Here is a 12,928-nt window from a genome sequence, read left to right as displayed (position 1 = left end):
GCCGCTTACAGACGGCGCATTATTGCGTCTGAATAAAAGCCGCAAATTGCGGCGACATCCAGCTGGTGAAGCCATTATCCTGCCTGGTGATCAAATACACCGCCAGTTTTTCGCGTATCGCCAGCTGTTTGGCTTTTTCGGTGCCCAGCACCATCAGCCCGGTATCCCAGCCATCCGCTTCCAGCGCGGTAGTGGCGATGACCGTGGCCGATACCAGCTTATGCTCAATTGGCCGGCCGGTCACCGGGTCAATAACATGCGAAATACGCTTGCCGTCCAGCTCATAATAGTTGCGATAACTGCCGGAGGTACTGATACCATGCCCCTGCAAATCGACCACTGCCTGCACCGCACTCTCCTGATCGGTAGGTTTCTGGATGGCGACGCGCCAGGGTTTATCTTCTGCGTTTTTACCGCGCGTCAGCACCGCACCACCGACAGAAACCAGATAGTTGTTAATCCCCTCTTTTTCCATCAGACGCGCCAGATGATCAGTGGCAAAACCCTCTCCCATCGTCGAGAGATCGACATACAGCGCAGGCAGATCCTTTTGCAGCCATTGCCCTTCGCCGGTCTGGATCACTTTCAGGTGCTGTAAACCGGTCAGCGCGCGTGCCGCATCTATTTCCGCCTGATCCGGCGTATGGGTGGGTTGTCTGTCAGGGCCAAAACCCCACAGATTCACCAGCGGCCCCACGGTGATATCCATCGCGCCAGCGGTTTTAATGCCAATCCGCAGCGCCATAGTAACAATATGCGCCATATTGGCGCTGACCGGCTGCGGCTGCGAACCGCGATACTGATTGAAGCGGGACAATACGGAATCTGTTTTCCAGGTCGACAACTGATGATCGTCCTCATCAAGTTGCTGCTGAATCGCCTGTTGCAGCGCGGTGCCACGCGTACTGTCGACACCCGCCAGGCTAACGCGCCAGAATGTCCCCATAGTTTTACCTTCGAGCACCAGCGGAGAAACCGCCAGCGACTGGGGCTTATCGCAGGACGATACAGTTAAACATGCCAGTAACACCATCCCACGCAGCAGATACCACTTCATACTATTTCCCTATTGTTGCTCTTTGTTAACAAAAATTACCGCAGTTAAAGCATTTGTAAATCAGCCAACACCCCCTTGACCCCGGCGCTTCGTCTGCCCAGAATGGTTGCCCGAGACAGCGATCTCACTCAAGCTATTTGCGTATGACAACAAGCTATAAAGGAGACTTATATGCAAAATATCGTGCTCCTCGTAGTGCTGATTGGTCTGGTGATTTACACAGGCCAAAGATATTATAAACAGACTCGAGCTAAAACTCTTACCCGCCAACGCCATCGCTAGCATTCCATTAAGGCCCCGTTTATCGGGGCTTTTTTGATCACCGTGCGCAAGCACCATCACGGAACAGCCTGCACCAAAGCGATGCCAGCATCGTATCCGCCAGCCATCAATCCCTTATACAGCGCATACAGTAAACCTGGCACAACTTCTGCTTAATGTTTTTCATCTTGTATACAAGTGACCTTAACATTCTGCAGCCGGGAGCTGGCTATGAGCGAAAATAAAAAAACGGTAAATATTGATCTGTTACGCCGCCGCCTGATGAAGTACTCCGCCCTGACTCTTGGTGGCGTGGCGCTGGAAGGTATGCTCGGCAGCCAGCTGGCCTTCGCCGCCGAAGAAGAGATTCGCATCGGCTACTGGCCGATTGTCGGCGGCTTACCGCTGTATGTTGGCGTCGAGCGCGGACTGTTTAAGCAGGCCGGACTCAACGTTAAAGCGGTGAAGTTCGCCAGCGCACAACAAGTTGTCGAGTCGATGATTACCGGCCGCATTCACGGCTGCGCCAACGGTACCGCCACCGGCGCACTCGGACTGGGCGAAATCACCAGTCCGGGCCTGTTTAAGATTATCTGCGCCAACCCGTCCAATAAAACCATGGTGCTGGATGAGTTTTTGGTGCCACTCAATAGCACAGTACAAAGCATCGCAGAACTGAAAGGTAAAAAAATTGCCTGCGGCCCCGGCATTCAGAATGTCACCATGGCAAAGATCATTCTGGAAAAAAATGGTTTTAGCGCACCACAGGTAATGGAGTTGCCGGTCGGCCAGCACGCCCCTGCCCTTGCTGCCGGACAAATCGATGGCGTCTATACCCTCGAACCCACTGGCACCGTCGGACGCCTGAAGGGACTGGCGCGGGTACTGGAAACCGGCGTAATTTCCCGATATGTGCTGGGTGATGCCGCTGCGCCATGGTTTGGCGGCGCTGCCGCGCTGACCAGCAGTTTTATCAGTAGTGAAAACGCGCAGGCCAAAGCCTTTATCGCCGCTTATGGCAAAGCGGTGGAATTTATTCAGCAAAACCCGGATGCCGCGCGCGAAAACGTTGCGGGCTATACCAGCATTGAGCCAGCACTGGTGAAAGAGGTGCCGCTGCCGGGCTTTGTGATGTACGACCAGCTTAATGGCGACAATCTGCAGTGGTTCCAGAAATTTTATGATGTGTTTAGCGAGCGCAAAATTTTCCGCCAGCCGGTAGATGTTGCCAATATTATCTATCACGCCTGACGGAGGTTCTATGTCATCACGCTGGTCACGTCGCCTGCTGCCGTTTATCGGCCCGGTTGCCCTGTTTTTGTTCTGGCAAACGGCGGTAAGCGCCAAATGGCTTAACCCGGTGCTGCTGCCTTCGCCGGGCGAAACCCTGAGCTATCTGTTTTCGATGCCGGGCGACGCCAGCATGATGCAGGATATCGGCGCCACGCTGTATCGCACGCTGATGGCGTTCGCTTTTGCCGCGGTAATTGGCGTGCCGCTGGGCATCGTCCTGGGCAGCAGCGAAAAGGTTTATCGCAGCGTCGAGTTTCTGATCGACTTCTTTCGCTCTACCCCTTCATCAGCGCTGATTCCGCTGTTTATGTTGATTTTTGGCATCACCGACGCCAATAAAATTGCAATTGCCGCCTTTGCCGCGGTGCTGGTGATCCTGTTTAACAGCGCCTATGGCGTAATGAACGCGAAAAAGACCCGGCTGATGGCGGCGCAGGTGATGGGGATTTCGCGCTGGCATATTTTTAAAGATATTATGCTGATGGAGAGTCTGGCGCAGACCTTTGTCGGCCTGCGTACCGGCGTGTCCATGGCGCTGGTGATCGTAATAGTCGCCGAGATGTTTATCGGTTCCGAAACCGGGCTGGGACACCGCATTATCGACGCCCAGCAGGTATTTAATATCAAAGATATGTACGCTTCGATTCTGATTACCGGTGCTTTCGGCTATCTGCTGAATCTGGTTTTTCTGCTGATTGAGAAAAGTTTCGTCCACTGGAGTGGCAAAGCATGACGACAACGGAAATGATCTATCCCGCCAGCAACACCCACGTCACCATTCGCGGCCTGTATAAATCTTTTGCCGGCCAGCCGCTCTATCAGGATCTCAATCTTGACCTGCCAAAAGGCAAAATTGTCTCAATATTCGGCCCAAACGGTTGCGGTAAATCGACGCTGATGAATATGGTGGCCGGGCTGATCCCGCTTGATCGTGGCGAAGTGCTGTTTGATGGCAAAACCCTGGCCGAAACCACCATTGGCTATGTCTTTCAAAACTATCGTGAAGCGCTGTTTCCGTGGATGAGCGCATGGAAAAATATCGCTTATCCGCTGGTACGCCGTGGCATGAAAAAAGCAGCGGTACAGGCGCGAGTGCAGGAACTGGCGGAGATGTTTGATATTCGTTTTGATCTGCAGCGTTATCCGTACGAGCTGTCGGGTGGGCAGCAGCAAACGGTCTGTATTATGCGTGCGCTGGCGCCCGGCCCGGAAGTAATGTTTCTCGATGAGCCCTTCTCCGCGCTCGATTTTGAAATGACGCTGTTTATTCGCGACAAGCTGCAGGAAGTGCAGCAGGCCACTGGCGTGACCATGCTGATTGTCTCTCATGACCTGGAAGATGCGGTATTTCTCGCCGACGAGATTCTGTTGCTGACCCGGCGCCCCACCAGCGTCGCCGAAATTGTACCCTTTACGCTGCCGCGCCCACGCGGGGCGGAAGCAATGAGCGATCCGGAGTTTATTCGCGTCAAAGCCCATACGCTGGCAGTATTTAAACGCGAAATGGCAGCAGGCTAAACGATTTCAGACTCTGCCGCTGGCGGCAGAGCTGAGCACTAACAACCCAGCTCACTTAAGCCTGGATGTTCATCAGGGCGACGTCCCAGCGGCCAGTGAAACAGACGCTCGTCCGGCTGAATCGGCAAATCATTAATGCTGGCGAAACGCTCCGTCATTAGGCCTTGCTGATTAAAACGCCAGTTTTCATTGCCATAGCTGCGAAACCAGTTGCCGCTGTCGTCATGCCATTCATAGGCAAAACGCACCGCAATCACATCTTCGCTACAGGCCCACAACTGTTTAATTAGACGATATTGATGCTCTTTCACCCACTTATTTGTCAGAAAAGCGACAACCTGATCACGACCATTGATAAATTCAGCACGATTACGCCAGCGGGTGTCCGGCGCATACACCTGGGCGACACGTTGTGGATCGCGTGAATTCCACGCATCCTCGGCCATACGCACTTTTTTGCTGGCGCTGGCGCTATCAAACGGGGGAACTAATGACATATGGCCTCCTGAAGGAAGTAGACAAGATTGTCTACCTGTATTACTCTGCCGTATGTAGACAGAGTTGTCTACCCCCATTTGAGGAACCCGATGCTGATCTCTGAACCCTTTGATGCACAAGCCAGCGCCCGCGATCGAATTGTTGCCAGCGCCTGTCGCCTGTTCTATCAGGACGGTATTCGCGCGACCGGAGTCGATAAGATTATCGCCGCTGCTGGCGTCACTAAAGTGACCTTCTATCGTCATTTCCCGGCGAAAAACGATCTGGTTTTGGCTTTTTTACAGGTGCGCCATCAGCGCTGGATCGCCGCTTTTCAACAGGCGCTGGCGGCAGAAAATGGCGAAAAAAATCCTGCACGGGCATTAGCGGCAGCGCTACACAGCTGGTTTCAACAGCCCGATTTTCGCGGCTGCGCCTTTATCAATGCCGCAACCGAACTGGCCGATACGCTGCCAGAAGCGTTAGCAATCGTGCAGCAGCATAAACAGGCGATGTGCGCAGTGATTGCCGCGTATTTACCCGCAGAGCAACAGAGCCGGGCGGAGATAGTAGCATTCTTAGTGGATGGCGCGATTGTGCAGGTGCAGATGGGTAAAGATATTGAGCGAACGGTTTTACTGCTGGGCGAGACGCTGGGGGCGATACTGGGGCGATAGACGGGCGGCAACGAGCCATTTCAGAAAAGATCGCTGATATCACGGGCGCCATGCAGAACGCGTTCGATTCGTACTTCTGTCTCACCTGAACTGAAAAGAATAAGATAGCGACCATAAGCACAGCTCCTGACCTGTTTTCCCAGTTCAGGCCGCTCGCGGTAGAGCTGCGGCGTTTCGCCGATCAGGCAGCACTGCTGATAAAGCTCTCCGGTGAAGCTCAATGCTCTTTGCGGATTATCCTGTGCAATATAGTCACCAATAGCTTCGATATCCTGCTCCGCTAACGGTGAGATATTGAGTTTCATTTATTGCTTCCGTTCTCTGCTATCTGGCGATATTTCTCTGACAGGCGATCGAAAACGTCTTCAGCACTCCGACCTTTGCCACTGTTTATCCCTGCATCAACCGCAACCCGCAGCGCTTCCAGCTTCCTTTGTTGTTCTCTCTCTTCCAGCGCCCGCAGACCAGCGCGTATGACTTCACTGACATTGTTATAACGACCGCTATCAATCTGTTCGCGGATAAAATCCTCGAAATGAGTGCTAAGCGCAACGCTGGTTGTCATGATATTCCTCCGGCTCGATACTATCAGTTAATAACTATTAGTATTTCAGCTTTAGTTTTCATCATCAAGCCCAGTGTTCTGTCATTTTTAACGTAATAAAATTAACACTGCGACACAAAGTTAATCCCTGGAGAATTCCGTGTAAATTCTTAACTTTATACATTGCGAAGTTGATAGCATTATCGATTGAAAATCATAATGTTATAATTAAAAAATCAATTATTTTGTCACAAATTAACAGGCCGCTACCGGGGAGAGCGAAGATGAAGAGTCAGCAGGAGGAGTGGTGCAGAAGAAGAGAAAATAGCGGGAGCGTACTGCTACGCCCCCGTTGACACTCAGAACTGGTAAACCAGGCCCAGCGCCACAATATCATCAGTATTCACACCAGCATCCTGGGTGAACTGATTGTCATCCAGCATATTGATCTGGTAATCAACATAAGTGGACATGTTTTTGTTGAAGTAGTAGGTCGCGCCAACGTCGATGTATTTTTTCAGGTTCTGTTTGCCATAACCTTCAACATCCGTACCGCGCGAGGTGACGTAAGCCAGCGAAGGACGCAGGCCGAAGTCGAACTGATACTGCGCAACCAGTTCCCAGTTTTCCGCTTTATCCGCATAACCATAAGCGCCGGAACCGCTGCTGCCGAAACGGGTAGCGTTCCAGGACTTGGTGTACATCGCCGCCAGGTAAATATTGTTGGCGTCATATTTCAGACCACCGGTGTAAGCCGTTGCTTTATCACCGCTGCCCAGCACGCCCGGGGCATTCTGGTCGTTAGTACGATCAGATGAGAAGGTTGCGGCACCGATACCGAAGCCAGAACCCAGATCATAAGTGGTAGAGAGACCCCAGCCATCGCCATTCTGACCCAGAACATCGCGGCCATTAGGTGATTCGGTGCCATTGCCATTTTTGCCCTGGTACTGAACCGCAAAGTTCAGGCCATCGACCAGACCAAAGAAGTTGTTGTTGCGGTAAGTGGCCATGCCGTTGCCACGCTGGAACAGATAGTTGTCCGCACCGTAGGTATCGCCGCCGAACTCTGGCAGTACGTCGGTCCATGCGCCGATATCGTAAGCCACGCCGTAGTTACGACCGTAATCGAAAGAACCCGCATCACCGAATTTCAGACCAGCAAATCCAACACGGGTATAGCTGTTTTCAGTCCCTTGCGACTCCGCGTTGTTCAGCGCCGCCTGGTATTCCCACTGACCGTAACCGGTAAGCTGGTCAGAAATCTGCGTTTCACCTTTGAAGCCGAAACGAACATACGACTGGTCACCATCGCTGCTGTCGTTATCGGAGAAATAGTGCAAACCGTCGACTTTACCGAAGAGATCTAATTTGTTGCCGTCTTTGTTGTAGATCTCTGCTGCACCCGCTGAGCCGGCGATCAGCATCGCGGGGACCATCAGGGAAAGAACTCGAAGTTTCATTTTATTACCCTCTAGTTATGTGCCTTATTTGCCACTGCGTGCTGAATGTATAAAATTCAGCCGGCAAGCTATTGTCAATTTGAGGCAACTAATATGCTATCGGGAAAATGCTACTGAATCTCCGAAACTGTTTCAAAGTAAAAGATACATATTGCAAAATGTAATTTACGCGGAACTTTTACACAGCACTCATAGCTTAAAAATATAGCACTTAATGTATCAAAACAAATTAATCGCTATAAATCATACAATTACATAAAATTACATTTTAAGCACTGAATGATAAAAATATTCTGCCATCAGGTTATAGAATGTACCCGCTATCATCATTTTATTTGATTATTACCTTCATTCACCCCGAATGAGATGTTATACCGTTATTTCCCGCCGGACATTATTTGTCCGGCATTTTTTTTGGCTGTTTCCCGCTGATTATCTAATCGTCATTAAACGTAAACCTGTTTTTCACACGAAAAATAACCACCGCTTATTAGCGCATTATTTGTCTCTTTTAGCACGCAATGTTCATTTATAAGCGGCAATTATCGCCACTTATTTATTTTGTGGAAATAATCGCCGCATCAATTATCGCTGGTTCTCTTTACTACCGCTCGCGCAGCGACTCTTTAACTTTATTTAGCGGCTTAATCAGATAATCCATCACGGATTTCTGACCGGTTTTAATTTCAACACTGGCGACCATGCCCGGCACAATCGGGAAGGTGCGCCCGGCGCGGTTAGTTAACTCGGCCTTCTGCGTGCGCACATAGATGCGATAGTAGTATTGATCACGTTTCACCTCATCCTGCAGGGTATCCGGTGACACGCTTTCCACATCGCCGGTCAGATTGCCGTAGATCGACGAGTCATAAGCGGTGATCTTCACCGTCGCCGGCAGCCCTGGCCGGATATAGGCGATGTCGCGTGGATTGATGCGGGTTTCAATCAGCAACTGATCTTCAAGCGGCACAATTTCCATCAGCTTGCCGCCCGGCTGTAATACGCCGCCAACGGTAGTGACCTGGATATCTTTGACAATACCGCGTACCGGTGAATAGAGGACCGCGTGTTTTAACTGATCCTGCTTACCGGTCAGCACCTGCAACTGCGCATCAAGATCGGCGTTATTCTTGACCTGCTCTTCGCGCGCGCGCACCGCATAGTCGTTGGTCGCTTCATCGATCTTACCGCGCAGCTCAGCCACCTGGCGCTGTAAACGAATCACTTCAACCTGCCCGGCCGCGCCTTTGGCGACCAGCGGCTGCGTCATCCGCAGCTCATCCTGTACCAGCTTCATCGACTGCTGCAGATTTCTGACGGTCTCCGTCAGATTACGGCGACGTGACTGGTAGAGCTGCGTTTCACGCGCCACCAGCTCCGGCTCCTGCAAGGTTTCGGCGCTGAACTGCAGCGGTGCACCGGTCAGTTCTGAACGCAGGCGCTCGGCTGAGGCGCGCAAGGTGCGCGCTTTGGATTGTGCTTCGCCAAAGTTGGACTGAAAACGGGTCGGATCAAGCCGTCCGAGCACCTGCCCTTTCTCGACAATATCCCCTTCATGCACATTCAGTTGCTCAACGATGCCGCCATCGAGACTTTCAATCACCTGCGCACGGGTGGAGGGCGTGACTTTACCGGTGCCTACCGTCACTTCATCGAGAATGGCAAAATGCGCCCAGACCAGAAACAGCACTAAAGCGGCGGTCGAGATCCAGATAATCGCCGAGGTGCGTTTTTCATTTCGCTTTAAATCGCGGTCAATCAGAATCAGGCTCATGCGGCATCTCCCGCTTTGGCGGCGCCAGACGTGGCCGGAGTGACCGCACGCAGAATCTCGTCGCGCGGACCGTCGGCAATAATCCGTCCGTTATCCATCACCACAATACGATCAACCAGTTTCAGCAGCGCCGGACGGTGGGTAACCAGCACCAGCGTGCGCCCGGAAAGCCAGCCCTGCATCTGGCGAATCACATGCTCTTCCAGCTGCTCATCCATCGACGCGGTCGGCTCATCCATTAATACCACCTGCGGCTGACGCAGGATCATGCGGCTGAGCATCACCATCTGCCGTTGTCCGCCGGATAACCCGCGCCCGCCCTCATTAATAATGCGGTCAAGGCTGGCAGCATCCTGCTGTACCAGACTTAGCGCGCCGCTAATGCGTAGCGCCTGTAACATCTCCTGCTCGCTGGCGTGCGGATTGCCCAGCATCAGGTTCTGGCGCAACGTGCCAAAGAATAAGCGCGAGTCCTGCGATAACCAGCCCAGCTGGCGGCGCAAATCCACCGGATCAATACGGCCGATATCCACGCCATCCACCACTACTTTGCCCTGGGTAGCACTGGCCTGACCGGCCAGCAGTTTCAGCAGCGTTGATTTGCCTGCCCCCACCTTGCCGAGCAAGGCAATACGTTCGCCGGGCTTGATTTGCAGCTTCGCCACACTGAGCACGTTTTTCACGTTCTCTTCATCATAGGTGTACTGCACATTGCGCAGATCGTAGTGGCCGGTCAGGGTGGGACAGTGGGCGATTTCACCCTCTTCCGGCTGATCCAGCGGGCGTTTTAACAGCTCATCAAGGCCGTTCATCGCGCTTTTCGCATGTTGCCAGCGCGAGAACACCATGGTCAGTTGCATCAGTGGCGCGATAGTGCGGGATGACAGCAGGCTGCTGGCCACCAGTGTACCGGTGGTGATATCGCCGCTCAGCACCAGATAGGTACCAAATACCAGCATGCCGGCATAGGTTAGCTGCTGCACCGTCGATGCCCAGCCGGTAAGACGCGCGCCCCACAGTCGCTGTTTCATCCCGATCGCCGCGCTGACTTCGTGCGTTTGCTCCCACTGACGCTGGAAGTAAGGCTCAGCCTGCAACGCTTTGATATCTTCAATACCTTCAATCGTTTCTACCAGCACCGCATTGCGCAGCGCCCCTTCACGCATCCCCTCTTTCGCCAGCTTCGCCATCGGGATCTGCAACAACAGGCCAGGGATCACAATCAGCGGGATCGCCAGCAACGGAATAATCACCAGCGGGCCGCCGATAAACGCCATAATAAACAGGAACAGGATCACAAACGGCATATCCGCCGCCGCCCCGACGGTGGTGGAGGTCAGCAGTTCACGCACCTGATCGATTTCACGCAGCTGCGAGATAAACGAGCCGGTGGATTTCGGCCGCGCTTCATTGCGGATATTCATCGCGCGGGCAAACAGCATCGACGACACTTTTAGATCGATGCGTTTCCCCATCACATCCGACACCTGGGTACGCATCAGGCGGATCAGGTACTCAATCGCCGCGGCAATCAGTACCCCGACAAACAGCACCCACAAGGTCGACTCCGACTGCGCCGGGATCACCCGGTCATAGACCTGCATCGAAAACAGAATACCGGCCAGCGCCAGTACGTTGCCGACGACAGATGCCAGCGAGATCTCCGCAATACGCCGCCCCATGCCGCGAAAGTTGTGCCAGAACCAGTGCTTTTTATACGGCTGCACAAACTCGTCGATACGCGCATCGCGCCCGCGCGCCGCGACGCCGATAATCGCCACCTGCTCTTTACTTTGCGCCAGCAGCAGCGCCAGCTCGGTTTCGCGCACCACATCGCCGCCATCGCTGATCCAGTAACGTGCGTTGCCTTCCGCATCGATCGCTTCGACCACCGCCACACTGCCGTTTTCCAGAATCAGCACCACCGGCGTCACTTCCTGTCGCCAGCGAATTTTATCGCGCGGCATCATGGTCAGATGCAGGCCGAGCAGACCCGCCAGACGTTCCAGCTGCTGGCTGGCGCTCAGGTGCTCAAACCAGCGCATCTGCTGGCGCAGGGTGTGCCCTTCGGCCGGTTTACCAAAACGGGCGGCTACGCGCAGCATTGCCTCAATCCAGTTTTCGGTGCTTGCGGTTTGTGTCGTCATCATTACTGCCTTTTATTCGTGGTGCGCAGGTGAACCATTACAGCGCAGGCAGGGTTTGCCCGCTGTTCGCTTCGCGATCGATCCCCATAATATCGAGCAGATTGTCTACCGCCGCGGCATAGCGCACGGTGGCATCCCAGCCGTCATAGAGCGCAACAGTGCGCATGCTGTCGGCCTGGAAGACATCCTGCTCGACGCTGAGCAGATCGTTCAGGCTGCGTTTATTCAGTTTGTATTCATCGGCATACACCGAGCGGGTATGGTCGGCGCTGGCCAGCTGATCTTCCCCCGCCTGCTGACGCTGCTGGGCGCCAATCATATCGGCATAAGCGGTTGATGCCCGCTGGTTGATATCCAGTTTTGACTGCTCAATCGCCGCCAGTGCGGCTTCACGTTCGCCTTGCGCCGAACGCGTTTTGGCGTTGACCAAACCGCCCTGATAAATCGGCGCTTCTACCCGTAATTGCAGCTGATCGTCCCAGTAAGAGCGGTTGTCGTTTTCATAACGGGTACGCCCCGCTTCGACTTTAATTGTCGGCCAGTGATTGGACTGCGCCTGGCGGACACGATCGCTGGCCGCTTCCTGTTTGGCCTGCGCACTGCGCACTGCGGCGCTTTTTTCGTAGGCGATTTTGTCCAGCGTCACCTGCTGTTGCAGCAGACTTTGCGGCAGTTCCGGCAGATTGTCTGATACCACGCCGGTCAGCACCGTCAGCTGCGCCTGTGCCGAGCGCTGCTGCGCACGGTACTGCTCCAGCGTGGCGCGCATTCCGGCAATACGGGTTCCCGCCTGCAACACATCGGATTGCGAACTGAGTCCGGCATCGGCGCGCATCTGGGCGATCTCGCGCACATGTTCCAGCGAGGCGATATTGCTGCGTGAAGCTAGCGTTAAAGCCTGATAGCGTTTCACCTCCAGATAGGCCTGCAGGGTATCCTGCGCGACGGTGGTCATGGTGTCGTACAGACCAAAGCGGTAAGCATCAGATAACGCATGCTGTTCATCGATCGCCCCGCCGGTACGACCAAAGTCATACAACAGCTGACTGAGCGTCAGACCACCGGAGGCATTATTATTCAGGCTGCCAGCCGAGTCGGTCTGGTTAGATCGACCGCCGCTGGCCTGTAGTGAAATTTGTGGATACCAGGCGCTTTTTGCCGCATCCAGATCGGCTTCACCAACATGAATCTGCGCAGCGGCTTCAGCAATTTTGGGGTTACGCGCAAAGGCGCGCAAAATCGCCTCGCGCAATGTCAGGGTGGCAATCTGCTCCTCGGTGGGAGCCGCTCGCCAGTTAAATTCTGCCTTCGGTTCTGCCGCCGCAACGGCATGCTGTGTCGACAGGCTGCAAAACGCGCCCAGACACAACGAAACCAACACTCTATTCATGATTAACACCACAGTTTTAGCGTTTGTTGTTGTCGGCTGTTGCTGTTAACCGTATGGCCTGTCTCAGCAAAAAGGGGGGCAGCGAGGTTTGCATTATGCCTGGTTCCTTATACAGCGATAAGTCCACAACGGACGGGTAACAAGGTATCAAACGCATCCATTCGATAAATTAAATTAACTTTTCATTGTCATTCCCCTGTCTCGGGGAATTTTCACTACCATTAAATTAATAGAACAGTTTGGCCATTTTTTCCTGCTCAAACAGCCGGTTATTTTAATAACACTCGCATCCAAACAGCATTAAGCCGCCCGTCACAGGGCAAAAAC

12 protein-coding genes are annotated in these 12,928 nt (G+C 53.5%); 4 read left to right on the top strand and 8 right to left on the bottom strand.

Annotation, left to right across the window (positions count from 1 at the left end; translation table 11 throughout):
- Positions 1–19: 19 nt before the first annotated feature.
- Positions 20–1,057: an FAD:protein FMN transferase ApbE gene (gene apbE, locus N5923_RS14560; protein ID WP_267142492.1), complete on the bottom strand. Its 1,038-nt coding sequence runs from the start codon at positions 1,055–1,057 to the stop codon at positions 20–22.
- 492 nt (positions 1,058–1,549) lie between these two features.
- Between apbE and N5923_RS14555 the strand changes: the two genes are divergently transcribed.
- From N5923_RS14555 to N5923_RS14545, 3 genes are read left to right on the top strand one after another with little or no spacing between them, the layout of a single operon-like run.
- Positions 1,550–2,569 carry an ABC transporter substrate-binding protein gene (locus N5923_RS14555; protein WP_267145241.1) on the top strand — a complete coding sequence of 340 codons (1,020 nt, stop codon included), beginning with the start codon at positions 1,550–1,552 and terminating at the stop codon, positions 2,567–2,569.
- A gap of 10 nt (positions 2,570–2,579) precedes the next feature.
- Entirely contained in the window at positions 2,580–3,344 is a 765-nt protein-coding gene (locus N5923_RS14550) for an ABC transporter permease (protein WP_267142490.1), read from the top strand.
- Positions 3,341–4,129: an ABC transporter ATP-binding protein gene (locus N5923_RS14545; RefSeq protein WP_267142489.1), complete on the top strand. Its 789-nt coding sequence runs from the start codon at positions 3,341–3,343 to the stop codon at positions 4,127–4,129. The genes N5923_RS14550 and N5923_RS14545 overlap by 4 nt, the downstream gene beginning before the upstream one ends.
- A 38-nt stretch (positions 4,130–4,167) precedes the next feature.
- Here N5923_RS14545 and N5923_RS14540 read toward each other — a convergent pair whose 3' ends face one another.
- Entirely contained in the window at positions 4,168–4,626 is a 459-nt protein-coding gene (locus N5923_RS14540; protein ID WP_267142488.1) for a nuclear transport factor 2 family protein, read from the bottom strand.
- 90 nt (positions 4,627–4,716) lie between these two features.
- Here N5923_RS14540 and N5923_RS14535 point away from each other — a divergent pair, with 90 nt between their 5' ends.
- Positions 4,717–5,283 (top strand): TetR/AcrR family transcriptional regulator, encoded by a 567-nt coding sequence (locus N5923_RS14535; protein ID WP_267142487.1) that lies wholly within the window; start codon positions 4,717–4,719, stop codon positions 5,281–5,283.
- A 20-nt stretch (positions 5,284–5,303) separates the two neighbouring features.
- Here N5923_RS14535 and N5923_RS14530 read toward each other — a convergent pair whose 3' ends face one another.
- The 6 genes from N5923_RS14530 to N5923_RS14505 all read right to left on the bottom strand — a co-directional run bounded on the left by N5923_RS14530 (position 5,304) and on the right by N5923_RS14505 (position 12,601).
- Positions 5,304–5,588 carry a type II toxin-antitoxin system RelE/ParE family toxin gene (locus N5923_RS14530; protein ID WP_267142486.1) on the bottom strand — a complete coding sequence of 95 codons (285 nt, stop codon included), beginning with the start codon at positions 5,586–5,588 and terminating at the stop codon, positions 5,304–5,306.
- A complete protein-coding gene (locus tag N5923_RS14525) occupies positions 5,585–5,848 on the bottom strand; it encodes a type II toxin-antitoxin system ParD family antitoxin (protein WP_267142485.1) in 264 nt (87 codons plus the stop codon). The genes N5923_RS14530 and N5923_RS14525 overlap by 4 nt, the downstream gene beginning before the upstream one ends.
- Before the next feature lie 338 nt (positions 5,849–6,186).
- The gene (ompC, locus tag N5923_RS14520) at positions 6,187–7,290 is read right to left on the bottom strand and encodes a porin OmpC (RefSeq protein WP_267142484.1); all 1,104 of its coding nucleotides are present in this window, start codon (positions 7,288–7,290) and stop codon (positions 6,187–6,189) included.
- A gap of 604 nt (positions 7,291–7,894) precedes the next feature.
- Entirely contained in the window at positions 7,895–9,064 is a 1,170-nt protein-coding gene (locus N5923_RS14515; RefSeq protein ID WP_267142483.1) for an HlyD family efflux transporter periplasmic adaptor subunit, read from the bottom strand.
- A complete protein-coding gene (locus N5923_RS14510) occupies positions 9,061–11,211 on the bottom strand; it encodes a type I secretion system permease/ATPase (RefSeq protein ID WP_267142571.1) in 2,151 nt (716 codons plus the stop codon). The genes N5923_RS14515 and N5923_RS14510 overlap by 4 nt, the downstream gene beginning before the upstream one ends.
- 37 nt (positions 11,212–11,248) lie before the next feature.
- Positions 11,249–12,601, bottom strand: coding sequence for a TolC family outer membrane protein (locus N5923_RS14505; protein WP_267142482.1), 1,353 nt, complete (start codon positions 12,599–12,601; stop codon positions 11,249–11,251).
- Between the last annotated feature and the right edge of the window lie 327 nt (positions 12,602–12,928).

The sequence above is a fragment of the Winslowiella arboricola genome, assembly GCF_025527015.1.
Taxonomy (GTDB): Bacteria; Pseudomonadota; Gammaproteobacteria; order Enterobacterales; family Enterobacteriaceae; genus Erwinia; species Erwinia arboricola.
The sequence above is the reverse complement of the archived record's forward strand: the minus strand, read 5'-3'. Positions and strand labels throughout refer to the sequence as shown.

What these genes read in the sequence shown, in the direction of transcription:
- apbE (WP_267142492.1), bottom strand. Translation starts at nt 1,057, where the DNA reads ATGAAGTGGTATCTGCTGCGTGGGATGGTGTTACTGGCATGTTTAACT.
- N5923_RS14555 (WP_267145241.1), top strand. Translation starts at nt 1,550, where the DNA reads ATGAGCGAAAATAAAAAAACGGTAAATATTGATCTGTTACGCCGCCGC.
- N5923_RS14550 (WP_267142490.1), top strand. Translation starts at nt 2,580, where the DNA reads ATGTCATCACGCTGGTCACGTCGCCTGCTGCCGTTTATCGGCCCGGTT.
- N5923_RS14545 (WP_267142489.1), top strand. Translation starts at nt 3,341, where the DNA reads ATGACGACAACGGAAATGATCTATCCCGCCAGCAACACCCACGTCACC.
- N5923_RS14540 (WP_267142488.1), bottom strand. Translation starts at nt 4,626, where the DNA reads ATGTCATTAGTTCCCCCGTTTGATAGCGCCAGCGCCAGCAAAAAAGTG.
- N5923_RS14535 (WP_267142487.1), top strand. Translation starts at nt 4,717, where the DNA reads ATGCTGATCTCTGAACCCTTTGATGCACAAGCCAGCGCCCGCGATCGA.
- N5923_RS14530 (WP_267142486.1), bottom strand. Translation starts at nt 5,588, where the DNA reads ATGAAACTCAATATCTCACCGTTAGCGGAGCAGGATATCGAAGCTATT.
- N5923_RS14525 (WP_267142485.1), bottom strand. Translation starts at nt 5,848, where the DNA reads ATGACAACCAGCGTTGCGCTTAGCACTCATTTCGAGGATTTTATCCGC.
- ompC (WP_267142484.1), bottom strand. Translation starts at nt 7,290, where the DNA reads ATGAAACTTCGAGTTCTTTCCCTGATGGTCCCCGCGATGCTGATCGCC.
- N5923_RS14515 (WP_267142483.1), bottom strand. Translation starts at nt 9,064, where the DNA reads ATGAGCCTGATTCTGATTGACCGCGATTTAAAGCGAAATGAAAAACGC.
- N5923_RS14510 (WP_267142571.1), bottom strand. Translation starts at nt 11,211, where the DNA reads ATGACGACACAAACCGCAAGCACCGAAAACTGGATTGAGGCAATGCTG.
- N5923_RS14505 (WP_267142482.1), bottom strand. Translation starts at nt 12,601, where the DNA reads ATGAATAGAGTGTTGGTTTCGTTGTGTCTGGGCGCGTTTTGCAGCCTG.